13 protein-coding genes and 2 riboswitches are annotated in these 17,545 nt (G+C 69.6%); of the genes, 6 read left to right on the plus strand and 7 right to left on the minus strand.

Going from position 1 to position 17,545, the window contains the following annotated elements:
* Positions 1-39 precede the first annotated feature (39 nt).
* From AC07DO_RS32995 to AC07DO_RS33005, 3 genes are read right to left on the minus strand one after another with little or no spacing between them, the layout of a single operon-like run.
* On the minus strand, positions 40-921 hold the full coding sequence (locus tag AC07DO_RS32995) for a carbohydrate ABC transporter permease (RefSeq protein WP_479064965.1): 882 nt from the start codon (positions 919-921) through the stop codon (positions 40-42).
* Positions 922-924: 3 nt separating this feature from the next.
* Positions 925-1,878, minus strand: a complete 954-nt coding sequence (locus AC07DO_RS33000) for a carbohydrate ABC transporter permease (RefSeq protein ID WP_479064967.1) — start codon at positions 1,876-1,878, stop codon at positions 925-927.
* On the minus strand, positions 1,878-3,263 hold the full coding sequence (locus AC07DO_RS33005) for an ABC transporter substrate-binding protein (protein WP_479064969.1): 1,386 nt from the start codon (positions 3,261-3,263) through the stop codon (positions 1,878-1,880). Before AC07DO_RS33005 ends, AC07DO_RS33000 begins: the two co-directional genes overlap by 1 nt.
* A 259-nt stretch (positions 3,264-3,522) precedes the next feature.
* Here AC07DO_RS33005 and AC07DO_RS33010 point away from each other — a divergent pair, with 259 nt between their 5' ends.
* Together AC07DO_RS33010 and AC07DO_RS33015 are read left to right on the plus strand one after the other, a co-directional pair.
* Positions 3,523-7,827: a discoidin domain-containing protein gene (locus AC07DO_RS33010; RefSeq protein WP_479064971.1), complete on the plus strand. Its 4,305-nt coding sequence runs from the start codon at positions 3,523-3,525 to the stop codon at positions 7,825-7,827.
* Between the two features lie 92 nt (positions 7,828-7,919).
* Positions 7,920-8,933, plus strand: a complete 1,014-nt coding sequence (locus tag AC07DO_RS33015; RefSeq protein WP_479064973.1) for a LacI family DNA-binding transcriptional regulator — start codon at positions 7,920-7,922, stop codon at positions 8,931-8,933.
* Here the strand turns inward: AC07DO_RS33015 and AC07DO_RS33020 are convergent.
* The 4 genes from AC07DO_RS33020 to gcvT form a co-directional block, all read right to left on the minus strand.
* Complete coding sequence (locus AC07DO_RS33020) at positions 8,920-10,290, minus strand: L-serine ammonia-lyase (RefSeq protein WP_479064975.1); 1,371 nt, start codon at positions 10,288-10,290, stop codon at positions 8,920-8,922. The genes AC07DO_RS33015 and AC07DO_RS33020 overlap by 14 nt on opposite strands.
* Positions 10,291-10,468: 178 nt before the next feature.
* On the minus strand, positions 10,469-11,731 hold the full coding sequence (gene glyA / locus AC07DO_RS33025; RefSeq protein ID WP_479064977.1) for a serine hydroxymethyltransferase: 1,263 nt from the start codon (positions 11,729-11,731) through the stop codon (positions 10,469-10,471).
* 23 nt (positions 11,732-11,754) lie between these two features.
* On the minus strand, positions 11,755-12,132 hold the full coding sequence (gcvH, locus tag AC07DO_RS33030; RefSeq protein ID WP_479064979.1) for a glycine cleavage system protein GcvH: 378 nt from the start codon (positions 12,130-12,132) through the stop codon (positions 11,755-11,757).
* Positions 12,133-12,208: 76 nt separating this feature from the next.
* Positions 12,209-13,342, minus strand: a complete 1,134-nt coding sequence (gcvT, locus tag AC07DO_RS33035; RefSeq protein WP_479064981.1) for a glycine cleavage system aminomethyltransferase GcvT — start codon at positions 13,340-13,342, stop codon at positions 12,209-12,211.
* A gap of 38 nt (positions 13,343-13,380) precedes the next feature.
* Positions 13,381-13,493: riboswitch (glycine riboswitch) on the minus strand.
* Positions 13,494-13,603: riboswitch (glycine riboswitch) on the minus strand.
* A gap of 149 nt (positions 13,604-13,752) precedes the next feature.
* Here gcvT and AC07DO_RS33040 point away from each other — a divergent pair.
* From AC07DO_RS33040 to AC07DO_RS33055, 4 genes are all read left to right on the plus strand, one after another.
* Entirely contained in the window at positions 13,753-14,454 is a 702-nt protein-coding gene (locus tag AC07DO_RS33040; RefSeq protein WP_479065406.1) for an AAA family ATPase, read from the plus strand.
* 60 nt (positions 14,455-14,514) lie between these two features.
* A complete protein-coding gene (locus AC07DO_RS33045) occupies positions 14,515-15,297 on the plus strand; it encodes an enhanced serine sensitivity protein SseB (RefSeq protein WP_479064983.1) in 783 nt (260 codons plus the stop codon).
* Positions 15,298-15,384: 87 nt separating this feature from the next.
* On the plus strand, positions 15,385-16,161 hold the full coding sequence (locus AC07DO_RS33050) for an enhanced serine sensitivity protein SseB C-terminal domain-containing protein (RefSeq protein ID WP_479064985.1): 777 nt from the start codon (positions 15,385-15,387) through the stop codon (positions 16,159-16,161).
* Positions 16,162-16,458: 297 nt separating this feature from the next.
* Positions 16,459-17,463 (plus strand): ABC transporter permease, encoded by a 1,005-nt coding sequence (locus AC07DO_RS33055; protein WP_479064987.1) that lies wholly within the window; start codon positions 16,459-16,461, stop codon positions 17,461-17,463.
* Positions 17,464-17,545 lie beyond the last annotated feature (82 nt).

Below are 17,545 nucleotides of genomic sequence, written 5' to 3' on the forward strand. Positions count from 1 at the left end.
GTCCTTTCGTACGTGCTCCGAAGACGTGCTGCGGAGAGCTCAGCCCTTGAGGCTGCCGGCGCCGAGCCCGGCGATGATGTGGCGCTGGAAGACCAGGAAGAGCGCGACCAGGGGCAGGGACGCCATGACGAGCCCGGCCACCAGGCTGTTGAGCGGGGTGTCCTGGGCCACGCGCTGGAGGAACACGCTCAGCGGTTGCCGTGCCGGGTCGGGCAGCACGAGCAGCGGCCAGAGGAAGTCCTTCCACGCCGTGACGATGGAGAGGATGGAGACCACGGCGATGATCGGCCGGGCCAGCGGGAGCACCACGCGCCACATGGTCGTCACCGGCCCGGCACCGTCGACCTTCGCCGCGTCGAGGAGCTCGTCGGGGATCCGGTCGAAGAAGTTCTTCAGGATGTAGATGTTGAACGCGTTGGCGGCGGCGGGCAGCCACACCGCGCTGGGGCTGTTGATCAGGTTGCGGTTGAACAGGGGTACGTCCACGACGGTGAGGTAGACCGGCACGAGGAGCGCGGTGGCGGGCATCATCAGCGTCACGAGCATCAGGCCGAGGACCACGTTCCCGAACCGCGGGCGCAGCTTCGACAGCGCGTACGCGGCGGGGACCTGCACGGCGAGCTGCACCAGCCACGCCCCGCCGGCCAGGACGACGGTGTTCAGGAAGTAGCCGGAGAGGTCCATCTCCCGCCATGCCTTCGCGTAGTTCTCGGGGTGCCAGCTCTCGGGGACGTACGTGGGCGGGTTCCGCGCGAGCTCCGTGGACGACTTCATGGCGCCGGTCGCCGCCCAGTACAGGGGCACGATGAAGGCGACCGTGAACAGGACGAGCGCGACGGTGAGGGCCGACCAGTAGATCAGTCGTCCCTTGCGCGTCCTCAGGACGGCGGGGCGGACGAGGGTGCGCGTCGAGGCGGACATCACTCACTCCTTGGCGGCGCGGGTGACCCGCAGATAGAGGGCTGAGAAGACGCCCAGGGCGATCAGGAGCAGCAGGCTCAGTGCGCTGGCGGTGCCGAAGTCGTTGTAGACGAAGGCGTACCGGTAGACGAGGAACATCACGGTCACCGTGGAGTCCTCGGGGCCGCCGCCCGTCATGACGTATGGCTCGGTGAACACCTGCATCGTCGCGACGATCTGGAGCAGCAGCAGGACGAGCAGCACGAACCGGGTCTGCGGGACCGTGACGTGGCGCAGCCGCTGCCATACGCCCGCGCCGTCCAGCTCCGCCGCCTCGTACAGCTCGCCGGGGATGGTCTGGAGCGCGGCGAGGTAGATGAGGGTCGTGGTGCCCATGTTGGCCCAGGTGGAGACGATGACCAGGGAGATCAGCGAGGTGGAAGAGGAGTCGAGCCACGCCGACGTCGGCAGGTGCAGGGTGCGGAGGATCTCGTTGAACAGGCCGGGGCCGGGGTCGTAGAACCACTTCCACATCAGCGCCACCACCACCGGCGGCAGCATGACCGGCAGATAGACGAGGACCCGGAAGTAGGCCCGCGCGTGCCGGAACTCGTTGAGGAGCACCGCGGTCAGGAACGGCACGGCGAAGCCGAGGACCAGCGCGTACAGGGTGAACAGGCCGGTGTTCTTCCAGGCGGTGAGGAACAGCGGGTCGTCGAGGAGCTTCTCGAAGTTGCTGGTGCCGTTCCAGGTGTTGCCGGTGGCGAAGTTGACGTCCTGGAAGCCGAGGAGGACGTTGCGGACGATCGGCCACCACGAGAACAGCGCGAAGATCACCACGGCCGCGCTCAGGAACCCGTACGCCGTCACGTGCTCGCGCAACGCGCGGCGGCGGGCCGCCCGCGGTCTGCCGGGTGCGGGGGAGGGGGTCGGTGCGATGGCAGGGTGCCGGCTTGGGGTCTTCAGCGACACGCTCATCAGGAGGCGTCGTAGATCGCGTTGACCTTGTTCTCGGCGTCGTCGAGCAGGGCGTCGATGTCGGTGTCCTTCTTGGTGAGGACGGACTGCATCGCCGAGTCGAGGACCGCGTAGACCTCCTGGGCCCTGGGCGGTTCGATCACGCCGGGCACCTTGGGCGCGGAGTCCATGAACGCCCGGTAGTTGCCGGTCGGCATGTTCGCCTTGTCCTGTTTGGCCTTCTCGACCCGGTCGCGGACGGCGCCCTCGAAGACGTCGGGGACGGTCGGCATCGGGATGCCGACGGGGAGCTCGGCGTCGGCGTAGTCGGCGACGTTCTTCTCGATGACGTCGGGGTTGAGGTAGCGCCACTGGATCCACTTGACGCCGGCCTTGATCTTCGCCGGGGACGCCTTGGGGTTGAACATGTAGCCCTCGCCGCCGAGCAGCGTGGACTTCGCGTCCGGTACGGGGGCGAGTGCGTAGTCCGCGTACTTCCCGCCGAACTGCTTGGCGATGACAGTGATGTTGTCGGCGGCCGCGACGTACATGCCGAGCTTTCCGGAGCCCATCATCCGCTGGACGTCCTCGACCTGGAGCAGCTGCTTGCTGCCCATGGAGTCGTCCTTCCAGCGCATGTCGTAGAGGTCCTGGAAGGTGGCCTTGCCCTCCGGCGTGTTGAACGCGGCCTTCCACTTGCCGTCGCTCTCGGTCGCGATCCGGCCGCCGCGTGAGTACAGCTCCGCCGTGTAGTGCCAGCCGCCCTGGTTGTTCTTGGAGAAGTCGGCGTAACCCACGGTGTTGTCGCCGAGCGCGGCGATCTTCTTGGCGGCCCTGCGGACGTCCGCCCAGGTCTTCGGTGCCTGGTCGGGGTCGAGGCCGGCCTTCTCGAACAGGGCGCGGTTGTAGATGAGGCCCATCGAGTAGTTCGACGTCGGCAGGCCGTACTGGCGGCCCTCGTCGTCCTGGAAGATCTTCATCAGCGGGTCCTGGAGGTCGCCGCGGCGCGGCATGTCCTTCACGGCGTCCGTGATGTCCGCGGCCTGCTTCTTCTCGATCAGGGACCGGGTGTCGGTGAAGTAGACATAGAAGACGTCCTCCAGCTTGCCGCCCGCGAGCTTCGCGTTGAAGGTCTTCGGGTCCATGAAGCCCTCGTGGGGCACGATGTCGATGTCCGGGTTGGCCTTCTCGAACTGCCGCACGTGCTTGTCGTAGAGCTTGCGCTCGAAGGCCTGGGTCTTGGGTGGCTGCCCGTTGACGTCGAGCTTCACCTTGCCGCCGGAGTCCGATTCGGTGCCGTCGCTGCTCGTGCCGCACGCGGTGAGCGCGACCAGCGCGAGAACGGTCGCGGTGGCGAGCGACAGGGTGCGGCCGCTGCGGCTGCGTGGGCTGCTCGTGGATGACATCGGGAGACCCCCTCCGGGTCGTGCTGTACGTCCGTGCTGCGGGTGCCGGGTGGTGCGGCGCACACATAACCACCGACGCAACTGGGCGCGCAATAACTTGTACGAAGATTGCAAAAACTGGATGGTGGGGTGGAGGTAGGCCCGACTGGCGCTGTCACAACTTCCGGTACGGCTGTAGTCAGCTCGACAGTTCTCTGCAATTCTCCCACTGCTTCACGCCAGAAACTGCGTGCCCCACAGTGAGGGAGTCACACGAGTCATGAGACGCATCAGAGCCGCACGGGGCGGAGCCCGCGCCGCACGAGGCGGAGCCCGAAGACCGCACCGGTGGTGGCGGCCCTTCGCCGCCGCTCTCACCGCGACGCTCCTCCTCCTCGGCCTGCCCGCCCTGCCCGCGGCGGCGGCGGGCGGCCCCGACCTGGCCGCGGGCAAGCCGGCCAAGGCGAGCAGCGCCAAGGCGGAGTACGGCGCAGCCCACATCACCGACGGCGACGCGGGCACGTACTGGGAGAGTGCGTCGACCGACCTGCCGCAGTGGGTGCAGGTCGACCTCGGCCGCGGCACGCGCGTGGACGAGGTCGTCCTCAAGCTGCCCCCCGCCTGGGAGGCTCGCAAGCAGACCCTGTCCGTGCAGGGCAGCGCCGACGGCAGCGGCTTCGGCACCCTCGCCGCGTCCGGGGCCCGTTCCTTCGAGCCCGGCTCCGCCAACACGGTGACGATCCGCTTCCCGTCCGTGCAGACCCGTTTCGTACGGGTGCACATCACCGCCAACACCGGCTGGCCCGCCGCCCAGCTCGCCGAACTGCGGGTGCACGCGGCCGCCGACGCCTCGGTGAACCTGGCGCTCGGCAAGACCCTCAAGGCGAGCGGCCACACGCAGGACTACACCGCCGCCAAAGCCAACGACGGCAACCGCGCCACCTACTGGGAGAGCGAGAACAGCAAGCTCCCGCAGTGGATCCAGGCCGACCTCGGCAGCTCGGCGCGGATCGACGAGGTGGTCCTTCGCCTGCCCGACGGCTGGGGCGACCGCAGCCAGACCCTCAAGATCCAGGGCAGCACGGACGGCTCGGACTTCACCGACCTGACCGCGTCGAAGGAGTACGCCTTCACCGCGGCCTCGGAACACTCCGCGACCCTCGCCCTCGACACCGTCACCACGCGCCACGTCCGCGTCCTGATCACCGCCAACACCGCGCAGCCCGCGGGCCAGCTGTCCGAGCTGGAGATCTACGGCCCGGCCGGCGGCGACACCCAGGCGCCCACCGCGCCGAAGAACCTCGCCCTCACCGAACCGGAGCCGGGCCGCGTCAAGCTCGCCTGGGACGCCTCCGACGACGACAAGGGCGTGACCGCGTACGACGTCTACGCCAACGGGGAGCTGCTCACCAGCGTCGCCGGTGACGTGCGCACGTACACCGACACACGCCCCGTGAGCGCCACCGTCACGTACTACGTGCGGGCCCGCGACGCCGCGGGCAACGCCTCACCCCAGAGCAACTCCGTGACACGGAAGGGGGATTCGGGCGACACCCAGGCGCCGACCGCACCCACGAACCTCACCCTCAGTCAGCCCTCCAGCGGTGAGATCAAGCTGACCTGGGGCGCGTCGGACGACAACGTGAAGGTCACGGCGTACGACGTGTACGCGGACGGCAAGCTCCTGAAGTCCGTGGCCGGTGACGCGACGACGTACACCGACACCCGTCCCGCGAGCGTCACCGTCTCCTACACGGTCCGGGCCCGCGACGCGGCGGGCAACGTCTCCGCGCACAGCAACACCGTGACCCGGCCCGGCGGCGGCAACAAGAACCTCGCCGAGTCCAAGCCGATCAGCGCCTCCTCGGTGATCCACACCTTCGTCGCCGAGAACGCCAACGACGGACAGACGTCCACCTACTGGGAGGGTGCCGCCGGCAGCTACCCCAACACCCTGACCGTCGAGCTCGGCGCCAACGCCGACATCGACGCGGTCGTCGTCAAGCTCAACCCGGACGCCGGATGGCGCGCGCGCACCCAGAAGATGCAGGTCCTCGGGCGGGAGCAGAAGGCCTCCGACTTCACCTCGCTGGTGGCGGAGAAGGAGTACTCCTTCAGTCCGTCGGGCAACCAGAACACCGTCACCGTCCCGGTGTCCGCCAAGGTCGCCGACGTACGCCTGAGGTTCACCGGAAACAGCGGCGCCACGGCCGGGCAGGTGGCCGAGTTCCAGGTCATGGGCGCCCCGGCGGCCAACCCCGACCTGGAGATCACCAAACTGTCGTACGCCCCCGAGGCGCCGACCGAGACCGACGAACTGACCCTGACCGCGACCGTGCGCAACCGCGGCACCGAGGCCTCGACGGCCACCGACGCCGTCTTCCGCCTCGGCGGCGACAAGGCGGGCACGGCGGCCGTGGGCGCGCTCGGCGCGGGCGAGTCGACGACGGTGAGCGCCAGGACGGGCGCGCGCGACGCGGGCTCGTACCCCTTCAGCGCGGAGGTGGACACCAAGAACGACGTGATCGAACAGGACGAGGGCAACAACACCTACACAGGGCCGAGCCCGCTCGTGGTCAAGCCGGTCGACTCCTCCGACCTGGTGGCGTCCCCGGTGAGCTGGACGCCGTCCGCGCCCTCCAAGGGCAAAGAGGTCACCTTCAGTGTCGCCGTCAAGAACCAGGGCGCGAAGGCGTCCGCGTCCGGCGGGCACGGCATCAAGCTCATCCTCCAGGATGACAAGGGCGCCACACTGAAGACCCTGACCGGGGAGCACAACGGCGTGATCGGCGCGGGCGACACCACGGCGCCGGTCAAGCTCGGCACCTGGACCGCGGGCGACGGCCGCTTCACGATCCGCACGGTCATCGCCGACGACGCCAACGAACTGCCGGTCAAGCGCGGGAACAACACCACCACGCACTCCCTGTTCGTCGGCAGGGGCGCCGACATGCCCTACGACACCTACGAGGCGGAGGACGGCGTCCTCGCGGGCGGCGCGAAGACCGTCGGCCCCAACCGCACCGTCGGCGACCTGGCGGGCGAGGCCTCCGGCCGCAAGGCCGTCACGCTGAACTCGACCGGCGAGTCCGTGGAGTTCACCGCCAAGCAGGACACCAACACCCTGGTCACCCGCTTCTCCATCCCGGACGCCCCGGGCGGCGGAGGCACCCGGGCGACCCTGAACGTCTACGTGGACGGCGTCTTCCGCAAGGCCATCGACCTCACCTCCAAGTACGCCTGGCTGTACGGGGACGAGGCCTCGCCCGGCAACTCGCCGGGAGCCGGACCCGCCCGGCACATCTACGACGAGGCGCACGTCATGCTCGACGGGACGGTGAAGGCGGGCAGCAAGATCAAGCTGCAGAAGGACGGCGCCAACACCTCCCGGTACGCCATCGACTTCGTCGACCTGGAGCAGGTGACGGCGAAGGCCAACCCCGACCCGGCCGCCTACACGGTGCCCGCCGGATTCACGCACCAGGACGTCCAGAACGCCTTGGACAAGGTCCGCATGGACACCGGCGGAAAGCTGACGGGCGTCTACCTGCCGCCCGGCGACTACGAGACGAGCAGCAAGTTCCAGGTCTACGGAAAGGCCGTCCAGGTCGTCGGCGCCGGGCCCTGGTTCACCCGGTTCCACGCGCCGAGGAGCCAGGACAACACGGACGTCGGATTCCGTGCCGAGGCGAGCGCCAAGGGCTCCTCCTTCGCGGGCTTCGCCTACTTCGGCAACTACACGTCCCGCATCGACGGCCCCGGCAAGGTCTTCGACTTCCAGAACGTCTCCGACATCACCATCGACGACATCTGGAACGAGCACATGGTGTGCCTCTACTGGGGCGCCAACACGGACCGCATGACCATCAAGAACGCGCGGATCCGCGACATGTTCGCCGACGGCGTCAACATGACCAACGGCAGTACCGACAACCTGGTCGCCAACAACGAGGCGCGGGCCACGGGCGACGACAGCTTCGCCCTCTTCTCCGCCATCGACGCGGGCGGCGCGGACATGAAGAACAACGTCTACGAGAACCTGACCTCGCTCCTGACCTGGCGCGCGGCGGGCTTCGCCGTCTACGGCGGCTACAACAACACCTTCCGCAACAGCCGCATCGCCGACACCCTCGTCTACTCCGGGATCACCATCTCCTCGCTGGACTTCGGCTACCCGATGAACGGCTTCGGCGAGGATCCGACCACGTTCGAGAACATCACGGTCGAGCGGGCCGGCGGCACCTTCTGGAAGGGCCAGGACTTCCCGGCCGTCTGGGCGTTCTCCGCGTCGAAGGTCTTCCAGGGGATCCGCGTGAACAACGTCGACATCGTCGACCCGACGTTCCACGGGGTGATGTTCCAGACGAAGTACACAGGCAGCCAACCGGAGTTCCCGGTCAAGGACACCGTCTTCACCGACGTGTCGATCACGGGCGCGCCGATCGGCATCTACGTCAACGAGATGCCGGAGGCGGGCCAGGGACCTGCCGTCGGTGAAGCCACGTTCGTACGGCCCAAGTTGAGCGGCAACGGGCAGGACATCAAGAACGACACGTCCACGTTCAAGCTCACCATGCAGCCCTGACCTGTGCAGGAGGTGCACACGTGCACGGCCGTCCGGATTCCGGGCGGCCGTTTACGTAACTGGCTTGCAGGCCTTGCGCTATTCTTGCGGCCATGACGCGACGACTTGCTCAAGTTGCGAAGAAAGTGGGGGTCAGCGAGGCGACGGTCAGCCGTGTCCTCAATGACAAGCCCGGTGTCTCCGCCGCGACCCGACAGTCCGTGCTGACGGCCCTGGACGTCCTCGGCTACGAGCGGCCGACCCAGCTGCGCGGCGAGCGGGCCCGGCTCGTCGGCCTCGTGCTGCCCGAGCTGCAGAACCCGATCTTCCCCGCGTTCGCCGAGGTCATCGGGGGCGCCCTCGCGCAGCAGGGCCTCACCCCCGTGCTGTGCACACAGACCAGGGGCGGCGTCTCCGAGGCCGACTACGTGGACCTGCTGCTCCAGCAGCACGTCTCCGGCGTGGTCTTCGCCGGCGGCCTCTTCGCGGAGGCCGACGCGCCGCACGACCACTACCGGCGCCTCGCCGAGCGGAACATCCCGGTCGTCCTCATCAACGCGTCGATCGAGGGCCTCGACTTCCCGTGCGTCGCGTGCGACGACGCCGTCGCCGTCGAGCAGGCGTGGCGCCACCTCGCCTCGCTCGGCCACGAACGGATCGGCCTGGTGCTCGGCCCGGCCGACCACGTGCCCTCGCGCCGCAAGCTCGTGGCCGCCCGCGACACCGCCGAGGCAGCGGGCATGGAGCTGCCCGACGCGTTCGTCGAGCGGTCCATCTTCTCCCTGGAGGGCGGTCAGGCCGCCGCCGCGCGCCTCATGGACCGCGGCGTCACCGGCATCGTCTGCGGCAGCGACCCGCTCGCCCTCGGCGCCATCAGGGCGGCCCGCCGCAAGGGCCTCTCCGTCCCCGCCGACGTCTCCGTCGTCGGCTACGACGACTCGGCCTTCATGACCTGCACCGAGCCGCCCCTGTCGACCGTGCGCCAGCCCATCGAGGCGATGGGCCGCGCCGCGGTCGACCTGCTGTGCGCCCAGATCCGCGGCACCCAGACGCACCCCGGCGAGCTGCTCTTCGAGCCGGAACTCGTCGTCCGCGGCTCGACGGCCCAGCTCCTCAGCACTCGATGATGTTCACCGCGAGACCACCCCGCGCGGTCTCCTTGTACTTGACGCTCATGTCGGCGCCCGTCTCCTTCATCGTCTTGATGACCTTGTCGAGGGACACCTTGTGGGAGCCGTCGCCGCGCATCGCCATCTTCGCGGCGGTGACGGCCTTGACCGCCGCCATGCCGTTGCGCTCGATGCACGGGATCTGGACGAGGCCGCCGACCGGGTCGCAGGTCAGGCCCAGGTTGTGCTCCATGCCGATCTCGGCCGCGTTCTCGACCTTGGACGGGGAACCGCCCATGACCTCGGCGAGCGCGCCCGCCGCCATCGAGCAGGCGGAGCCGACCTCGCCCTGGCAGCCGACCTCGGCGCCGGAGATCGAGGCGTTCTCCTTGAAGAGCATGCCGATCGCGCCGGCCGCCAGCAGGAAGCGGACCACGCCGTCCTCGTCGGCGCCGGGCACGAAGTTCATGTAGTAGTGCAGGACCGCCGGGATGATGCCCGCCGCGCCGTTGGTGGGCGCGGTGACCACCCGGCCGCCCGCGGCGTTCTCCTCGTTCACCGCCATCGCGTAGAGCGTGATCCACTCCATGGCGCGGGCCTGCGGGTCGCCCTCGGCGCGCAGCTGCCTGGCCGAGTTCGCGGCGCGGCGGCGGACCTTGAGGCCGCCCGGCAGGATGCCCTCGCGGGACATGCCGCGCGAGACGCAGGACTGCATGACGCCCCAGATGTCGAGCAGACCCGCGCGGATCTCCTCCTCGGTGCGCCACGCCTTCTCGTTCTCCAGCATCAGCGCGGAGATGGACAGGCCCGTCTCCTCCGTGAGGCGGAGCAGCTCGTCGCCGGTGCGGAAGGGGTGCCGCAGGACGGTGTCGTCCGGCACGATCGGGTTCTCGCCCGCCACGGCGTCCTCGTCCACCACGAAACCGCCGCCTACGGAGTAGTACGTCTTCTCCAGGACGAGGGCGCCCTCACGGTCGTACGCGAAGATCGTCATGCCGTTGGCGTGGTACGGCAGCGCCTTGCGGCGGTGCAGGATCAGGTCCTCGTCGCAATCGAAGTCGATCTCGTGCATGCCGAGGAGGTTGATGCGGCCGCCGCTCCTGATCTCCTCGACACGGTCGTCGGCGCCCTCCACGTTCACCGTGCGGGGCGACTCGCCCTCCAGGCCGAGCAGGACGGCCTTCGGGGTGCCGTGGCCGTGGCCCGTGGCGCCGAGCGAGCCGTACAGCTCCGCCCGTATCGCCGTGGTGTGGGCCATCAGGCCCTCGTTCTTGAGGCGGCTCGCGAACATGCGGGCCGCGCGCATGGGTCCGACCGTGTGGGAGCTGGACGGGCCGATGCCGATCGAGAACAGGTCGAAGACCGAGATGGCCACGAGAACTCCAAGGGTGGTTGGTAGACGCCGTTGTCTGCCGGGGTGATGCAGAAGTACAAGGCGGTGCGGGACGTGGTGCGGGGCACCTCGCTCACTCTCCAGTGTGCGGGGTGCCCCGATGTTTCGTACGTATGAACAACGGCATACGAACAAAAGCGTACAAACAGAGGGTACGGAACTACTTCAGGCCGGGGTACAAGGGGTGCTTGTCGGCCAGAGCGGTCACACGGGCCTTGAGGGACGCCGCGTCGAAGTCCGGCTTCAGGGCCTCGGCGATGATGTCGGCGACCTCACGGAAGTCGTCCGCCTCGAAGCCGCGGGTCGCGAGCGCCGGCGTACCGATCCGCAGGCCCGAGGTGACCATCGGGGGGCGCGGGTCGTTCGGGACGGCGTTGCGGTTGACCGTGATGCCGACCTCGTGGAGGCGGTCCTCGGCCTGCTGGCCGTCCAGCTCGGAGTTGCGCAGGTCCACCAGGACCAGGTGCACGTCCGTGCCGCCGGACAGGACGTCGACGCCGACGGCCTTCGCGTCGTCCCGCACCAGGCGCTCGGCCAGGATGCGGGCGCCGTCCAGGGTGCGCTGCTGGCGCTCCTTGAAGTCGTCCGACGCGGCGACCTTGAAGGAGACGGCCTTGGCCGCGATCACGTGCTCCAGCGGGCCGCCCTGGAAGCCGGGGAAGACCGCGGAGTTCAGCTTCTTCGCGAACTCCTTGCCGCGGGCCAGGATGATGCCGCCGCGCGGGCCGCCGAGCGTCTTGTGCGTGGTGGAGGTGACCACGTCCGCGTAGGGCACCGGGTTCGGGTGCAGGCCCGCGGCGACGAGACCGGCGAAGTGCGCCATGTCGACCCACAGGTACGCGCCGACCTCGTCGGCGATCCGGCGGAACTCGGCGAAGTCCAGGTGGCGCGGGTAGGCCGACCAGCCCGCGATGATCACCTTCGGGTTGTTCTCCTTGGCGAGGCGCTCGACCTCGGCCATGTCGACCAGACCGGCCTCGTCGACGTGGTAGGCGACCACGTTGAACTGCTTGCCGGAGAAGTTCAGGCGCATGCCGTGGGTGAGGTGGCCGCCGTGCGCCAGGTCCAGGCCGAGGATCGTGTCGCCGGGCTGGGCGATCGCGAAGAGGGCGGCCTGGTTGGCGGAGGCGCCGGAGTGCGGCTGCACGTTCGCGTACTCGGCGCCGAACAGGTCCTTGACCCGGTCGATCGCGATCTGCTCGGCGACGTCGACGTGCTCGCAGCCGCCGTAGTAGCGGCGGCCGGGGTAGCCCTCGGCGTACTTGTTGGTCAGGACCGAGCCCTGGGCCTCCATGACCGCGACCGGAGCGAAGTTCTCCGAAGCGATCATTTCCAGGGTCGACTGCTGGCGGTGGACCTCGGCGTCGACGGCGGCGGCGACGTCCGGGTCCAGCTCGTGGAGGGGGGTGTTCAGAAGCGACATCACACGATCCCTATCGGTATGGGTCAGCCGGCGGTGAATGCGGTGTACTCGTCGGCGGACATCAGGTCGTCCGGCTCGCCCGCGAGGCGAACCTTGAACAGCCAACCGCCCTCGAACGGAGCGGAGTTGACCAGCGACGGGTCCTCCACGACGTCCTGGTTGGCGGCGACGACCTCGCCGGTCACCGGGGCGTAGAGGTCGCTGACCGACTTGGTCGACTCCAGCTCGCCGCAGGACTCGCCCGCGGTCACCGTGTCACCGACCTCGGGGAGCTGCGCGAAGACGACGTCACCGAGCGCGTTGGCCGCGTGCTCGGTGATGCCGACGGTCGCCACGCCGTCCTCGGTGGCCGAGAGCCACTCGTGCTCCTTGCTGTAGCGAAGCTGCTGGGGGTTGCTCATGACCTGAATTCTCCTGTACGCGGGTGGGTGCTGCGGAACGGGGAAGATGTGCGGGGGGTCACTTCTGACGCGGGGGTCACTTCTGGCGCTTGTAGAACGGCAGCGCCACGACCTCGTAGGGCTCGTGGGTGCCGCGGATGTCCACGCCGACACCCTCGGTGCCCGGCGCCGCGTGCTCCGCGTCCACGTACGCCATCGCGATCGGCTTGCCCAGCGTCGGGGACGGGGCGCCCGAGGTGACCTCGCCGATCACCTTGCCGTCCGCGACCACCGGGAAACCGGCGCGCGGGACGCGGCGGCCCTCGGCGATCAGGCCGACCAGCTTGCGCGGCGGGGCGGTCTCGGCGCGCTCGGCGGCGGCCGCGAGCGCGGCACGCCCGAGGAAGGTGTCCGACTGGCTGGTCTTCTCGAACTTCACGACCCGGCCGAGGCCCGCGTCGAACGGCGTGAGGCCGGCGGTCAGCTCGTGCCCGTACAGCGGCATGCCCGCCTCCAGGCGCAGCGTGTCGCGGCAGGAGAGGCCGGCCGGGACCATGCCGACGGGCGTGCCCGCCTCCATCAGCGCGCCCCACAGCTTCTCCGCGTCACCGGGAGAGACGAACAGCTCGAAACCGTCCTCGCCGGTGTAGCCCGTGCGGGCGATCAGGGCGGAGACGCCCGCGACGGTGCCGGGCAGGCCCGCGTAGTACTTCAGGCCGTCCAGGTCCGCGTCCGTGAGGGACTTCAGGATGCCGGGGGACTCGGGGCCCTGGACCGCGAGCAGCGCGTACGCCTCGCGGTCGTCGCGGACCTCGACGTCGAACTCCCCGGCGCGGTTGCTCAGCTCGTTCAGCACGTTCTGGGCGTTGGACGCGTTGGCGACGACCATGTACTCGGGGGCGTCGGGCTCGCCGAGCCGGTAGACGATCAGGTCGTCGAGGATGCCGCCGTCCTCGGCGACGATCATGGTGTAGCGGGCGCGGCCGACGCCGATGGAGCCGATGTTGCCGACCAGCGCGAAGTTCAGGAAGTCCACGGCCTCGGGGCCGCTGACGGTGATCTCACCCATGTGCGACAGGTCGAAGAGGCCGGCCTTGGTGCGCACGGCGTTGTGCTCGTCGCGCTCGCTGGCGTACCGCAGCGGCATGTCCCAGCCCGCGAAGTCGGTCATGGTCGCGCCGAGCGCACGATGCACGGCATCGAGGGCGGTGAGACGGGGGGCAGTGCTCATGAAGGGGACTCCCAGGGCATGACGGGCGGCGAGGTCTGTCCTCCCCATCTGTCATCGGAACCTGAGAGGTTCGCCGGGAGTGTCTCGTTCTCCGAGACGCCGGCTTGCACCTTGGGTGGGACCGCCGGGGCGGCCCGCTTTTCAGATGTGCCTCGCCCGCGCGGTACGGGGCCTGAGAGATTCAAGGGAGGGGCTTGCTCCTTCGGCGCCCCGGGTACCCAGCTCAGAAACTGGTTCCGGAGACTCTCCCGCGCGGATTCGAACGGCCTGTATGGAGTTGGCGCGCACATCATTGCACGCGACTCTGTTCAGGGGGACCCGTGTCCGGCAGAGGGTTCCGTCACCCCGGAACGCTCTTGTGTCGCATTACCTTCTCTTTACACTTGGTGGGGAAGCAGTACGTGACCGCTATGGGGAGGCCGATCACGGTGCGCAGCAGGACGAGTCTCTACGCCACTTCCACGGGGGTGGCGCTGCCCAAGGCGCTGCCCGAGCAGGCCCCCGCCCCGGCCGCGGAGAGCTGCGGCCGGCTCCCCGTCGCCGTCGTCCGCGACCTGCGGCAGCGGGCCGGCCACAGCCCGCGCCGCCTCACGTTCGGCGAGGGCGACCTGGTCGTCGTCTCCGGGCTGCCCGGCGGCGGAAAATCGACCCTGATGCGGCAGGCCGTCACCGGCCCGCGCATCGACTCCCAGGACACCCGCGACCGCTGGTCCCACCGCATGCCGCGACTGCTGCCCTACGCGGTGTACCGCCCCCTGGTCCGCCTCGCGCACTACGCGACGCTGCGCCGCGCCCTCCGCTCCGGGGCCGGCGTCGTCGTGCACGACTGCGGCACCCAGACGTGGGTGCGCCGCTGGCTCGCCCGCGAGGCCGCCCGCCGCGGCACGGCCCTGCACCTCCTGATGCTCGACGTCCCGGTGGACACCGCGCTGCGGGGCCAGCACGAGCGCGGCCGCGGCGTCTCCCGGTACGCGTTCGCACGCCACCGCAGGACGGTCGGCCGGCTCGTCGCCGCCACCGAGCGCGGCGACCTGCCGCGCGGCTGCCGCTCCGCGGTGCTGCTCGACCGCGCGGCCGCGCAGGTCCTGCGGGTGATCGCCTTCGACCGGTGACCGGGCCCGGCGTTAGGGTTCGAGCCGCAGGCAGAGCGGTCGCGAGCAGGGGTTGGACAGATGGACTTTCCGGCGCAGGCACATGCCCATCCGTACGGCGGATGGCCGGGCAATGAACTGGAGGAGGTCCTCGCGGCCTCACTGGGCGCCCCCGCGTCGGCGGGCGCCCGCATCGTCGAGGTGCTCGGCCGCAGCCACCTCTGGATACCGCTTCCCAACGGCGGCGGCCCCGACAGCGGCACCCTGGACCTGCCGACCCTGGAGATCGAAGGACAGGCATACGTCCCCGTCTTCACCTCCGAGCAGCAGTTCCGCCAGGCGCTCGGCGACGCGGCGGACCGGATGGGCGTCACCGTGGCGCCCGCCGTGGAGTTCGCCCGCGGCCTGCCCCCGCAGCTGGGCATCGCGCTGAACCCGGACGGCACCGTCGGCGCCCCGCTGCCGCCGCCCGCCGTCGCCGAGCTGTGCAGGACCGGCCGAACCGAGCTGGACGGCCCGAGCACCGGCGGCCGGGTCCGCCTCTTCGAACCGGACTGGCAGGAGGACCCGGTCGACTTCCTCGCCGCCGCGGGCCGCGAGTTCGAGACCGCGGGCGTCGTGCTCACCGCGCGCCGCTGCCTGGCCGCCGTGGAGACGGACGACCCGACGCTCTTCGTCGGCGTCGAGCTGTCCACCTGGGACGGCAACGCACGCGACCTGCCCATGGAAGCGCTCGGCCGGGCACTCGGACAGGTGCCGATTCCGTGGCCGGTGAACCTGGTACTGCTCGACGTGGCACAGGACCCCGTCGGCGACTGGCTGCGCGCGAAGGTCCGTCCCTTCTACCACCGCATCGACGCTTAAGCTGGTTCCATTCCTCTGTCTTCCATGGGGTCACACAGTTCGTCCTCCCATGGGGTCACCGAGTTCGTCGCGAAGGGGCGGTTACGGGTGAGTGCGTCGGGCACGGCCGCGGCCGGGCAGCAGGTCGAGCAGTTGCTGCGCCAGGTGACGCCGGGGCGTTACGACGCGTACGAGGCGCTGCTGCGCGCGCTCGCCGCCGACCAGCTGTGGATGCTGCTCTGGCACGGCCAGGCCGGCTCCCCCGACGCCCAGTACGGGAACATGGAAGTGGAGGGGCTCGGCTACGCACCGTGCGTGACCTCCGCCCAGGAGCTGTCCGCCAGTGGCTGGAACCGCAGCTACGAAGTGGTCCGGGGCATCGACATCGCCCGCACCCTCTACCCCGACCACTACGGCATCTGGCTGAACCCGCACGCGCCCGGCGGCGGCGTCGGCATCCCCTGGCTGGACCTGCGCCGCATCGCCACGGGCCTGGACCTCCTGCCCGCGGGCCCGCTCCGGCTCACCGAGCCGAGCATCGAAATCCCCCAGTTCTACGCCCTGTTGACGCAGAACGCCCACCGTACCCCCGTGGTCCGCTCGCTGCGCCGCGCGTGGGTGCAGCCCGCCCTCGGGGCGCCATATCTGGCCATCGGCCTCGACGTGTACGACACGTCGCCGCCGTCGGTCGACGCGGTCCGCACGATGATGCGCCAGTCCATCCCCGCCGTCCCCGAGGGCCTGCCCGTCTCGACGGTCGCGATGTCCGACGATTACGACCCGGTCGCGATGTGGCTACGGTCCAATGCCAGGCCGTTCTACGACCGCGAGGCCCAGGCGGCCCCGGCGCCCGCGGGCGGATACGGCTACCCCGCGCAGTACTGAGCAGCGCCGACGGACGTGATGTCCGTTGTGGTGCGGGTGGGGCCCTATGGGCTCCTGTGCCGCCTTGCGACCCAACTGCCCCGTGTTCGCCCGTCGTTCACTGGCGTCCGGATAACGGAACACCTCGATCAGCATCACGGTTGCGCATCCTTTCCCCGTCAAGTCTGGTAACAGATCGCGACGTGGATGAAGACTCCCGCTCCAGGGGCCTCCGCCCCTGTGTACGACGGACTGATCACGTCGCTACAGCGGCAAGTGCGGGCCGGTCACCACCGGTTGAGAGGGGTCCCTGCCACGATGACGGCACCATTGCATGACACACCTGCGGACGCGGACCCGACCCAGGACGTCGCCCCCGCAGTTGATGCAGGGGTGAAAAAGGTCGAGGGCCGGTCCCTCAAGCAGATCGCCTGGAACCGCCTGAAGCGGGACAAGGTTGCCCTGGCCGGCGGCATCACCGTGCTGCTCCTGGTGCTTGTCGCCATCTTCGCGCCCCTGCTCGTGAACCTGTTGGGCCACGACCCCAACGAATTCCACCAGGAGGAGCTCGACGAGCTGACCGGCCTCCCCAAGGGCGCCCTCGGCGGCGTGAGCGGCGACTTCCTCTTCGGGGTCGAGCCCAACAAGGGCCGCGACGTCTTCAGCCGGATCGTCTACGGCGCGCGCATCTCACTCCTGGTGGCGTTCCTCGCGGCCATCGTGGCCGTGGCGCTCGGCACCCTCTTCGGGATCATCGCCGGTTACTTCGGCGGCTGGATCGACGCCCTGATCAGCCGCGTGATGGACGTACTGCTCTCGTTCCCGCAGCTGCTCTTCATCATCTCGCTGGTCTCCGTGCTCCCCGACGACCTGCTCGGCCTCCAGGGCACCAGCGTGCGCGTCGCGATCCTCGTCATGGTCATCGGCTTCTTCGGCTGGCCGTACGTCGGCCGCATCGTCCGCGGCCAGACGCTCTCGCTCCGGGAGCGCGAGTACGTGGAGGCGGCCCGCAGCCTCGGCGGCGGCAAGCGCCACATCCTGTTCCGCGAACTGCTGCCCAACCTGGTCGCCCCCATCACCGTCTACGCGACGCTGATGATCCCGACGAACATCCTCACGGAGGCGGCCCTCAGCTTCCTCGGCGCCGGCGTCAAGCCGCCGACGGCCTCCTGGGGCGGCATGCTGCGCGACGCGCTCAAGACGTACGAGCACGACCCGATGTTCATGGTCTTCCCGGGCGTCACGATCTTCATCACCGTCCTGGCCTTCAACCTCTTCGGCGACGGGCTGCGTGATGCGCTCGACCCGAAGGGGACGCGCTAGAAGGTCCCAACTGGCTTGCCCCTGCCGCATGTCAGGTGGCTCACACCATGGTTCTCCGGCAGCACATGGGCCAGGGACCGCG

Source organism: Streptomyces sp. NPDC045678, from assembly GCF_056432085.1.

What these genes read in the sequence shown, in the direction of transcription:
- gcvH (WP_479064979.1), bottom strand. Translation starts at nt 12,132, where the DNA reads ATGAGCAACCCCCAGCAGCTTCGCTACAGCAAGGAGCACGAGTGGCTC.
- AC07DO_RS33010 (WP_479064971.1), top strand. Translation starts at nt 3,523, where the DNA reads ATGAGACGCATCAGAGCCGCACGGGGCGGAGCCCGCGCCGCACGAGGC.
- AC07DO_RS33000 (WP_479064967.1), bottom strand. Translation starts at nt 1,878, where the DNA reads ATGAGCGTGTCGCTGAAGACCCCAAGCCGGCACCCTGCCATCGCACCG.
- gcvT (WP_479064981.1), bottom strand. Translation starts at nt 13,342, where the DNA reads ATGAGCACTGCCCCCCGTCTCACCGCCCTCGATGCCGTGCATCGTGCG.
- AC07DO_RS33040 (WP_479065406.1), top strand. Translation starts at nt 13,753, where the DNA reads ATGGGGAGGCCGATCACGGTGCGCAGCAGGACGAGTCTCTACGCCACT.
- AC07DO_RS32995 (WP_479064965.1), bottom strand. Translation starts at nt 921, where the DNA reads ATGTCCGCCTCGACGCGCACCCTCGTCCGCCCCGCCGTCCTGAGGACG.
- AC07DO_RS33055 (WP_479064987.1), top strand. Translation starts at nt 16,459, where the DNA reads ATGACGGCACCATTGCATGACACACCTGCGGACGCGGACCCGACCCAG.
- AC07DO_RS33005 (WP_479064969.1), bottom strand. Translation starts at nt 3,263, where the DNA reads ATGTCATCCACGAGCAGCCCACGCAGCCGCAGCGGCCGCACCCTGTCG.
- AC07DO_RS33045 (WP_479064983.1), top strand. Translation starts at nt 14,515, where the DNA reads ATGGACTTTCCGGCGCAGGCACATGCCCATCCGTACGGCGGATGGCCG.
- glyA (WP_479064977.1), bottom strand. Translation starts at nt 11,731, where the DNA reads ATGTCGCTTCTGAACACCCCCCTCCACGAGCTGGACCCGGACGTCGCC.
- AC07DO_RS33015 (WP_479064973.1), top strand. Translation starts at nt 7,920, where the DNA reads ATGACGCGACGACTTGCTCAAGTTGCGAAGAAAGTGGGGGTCAGCGAG.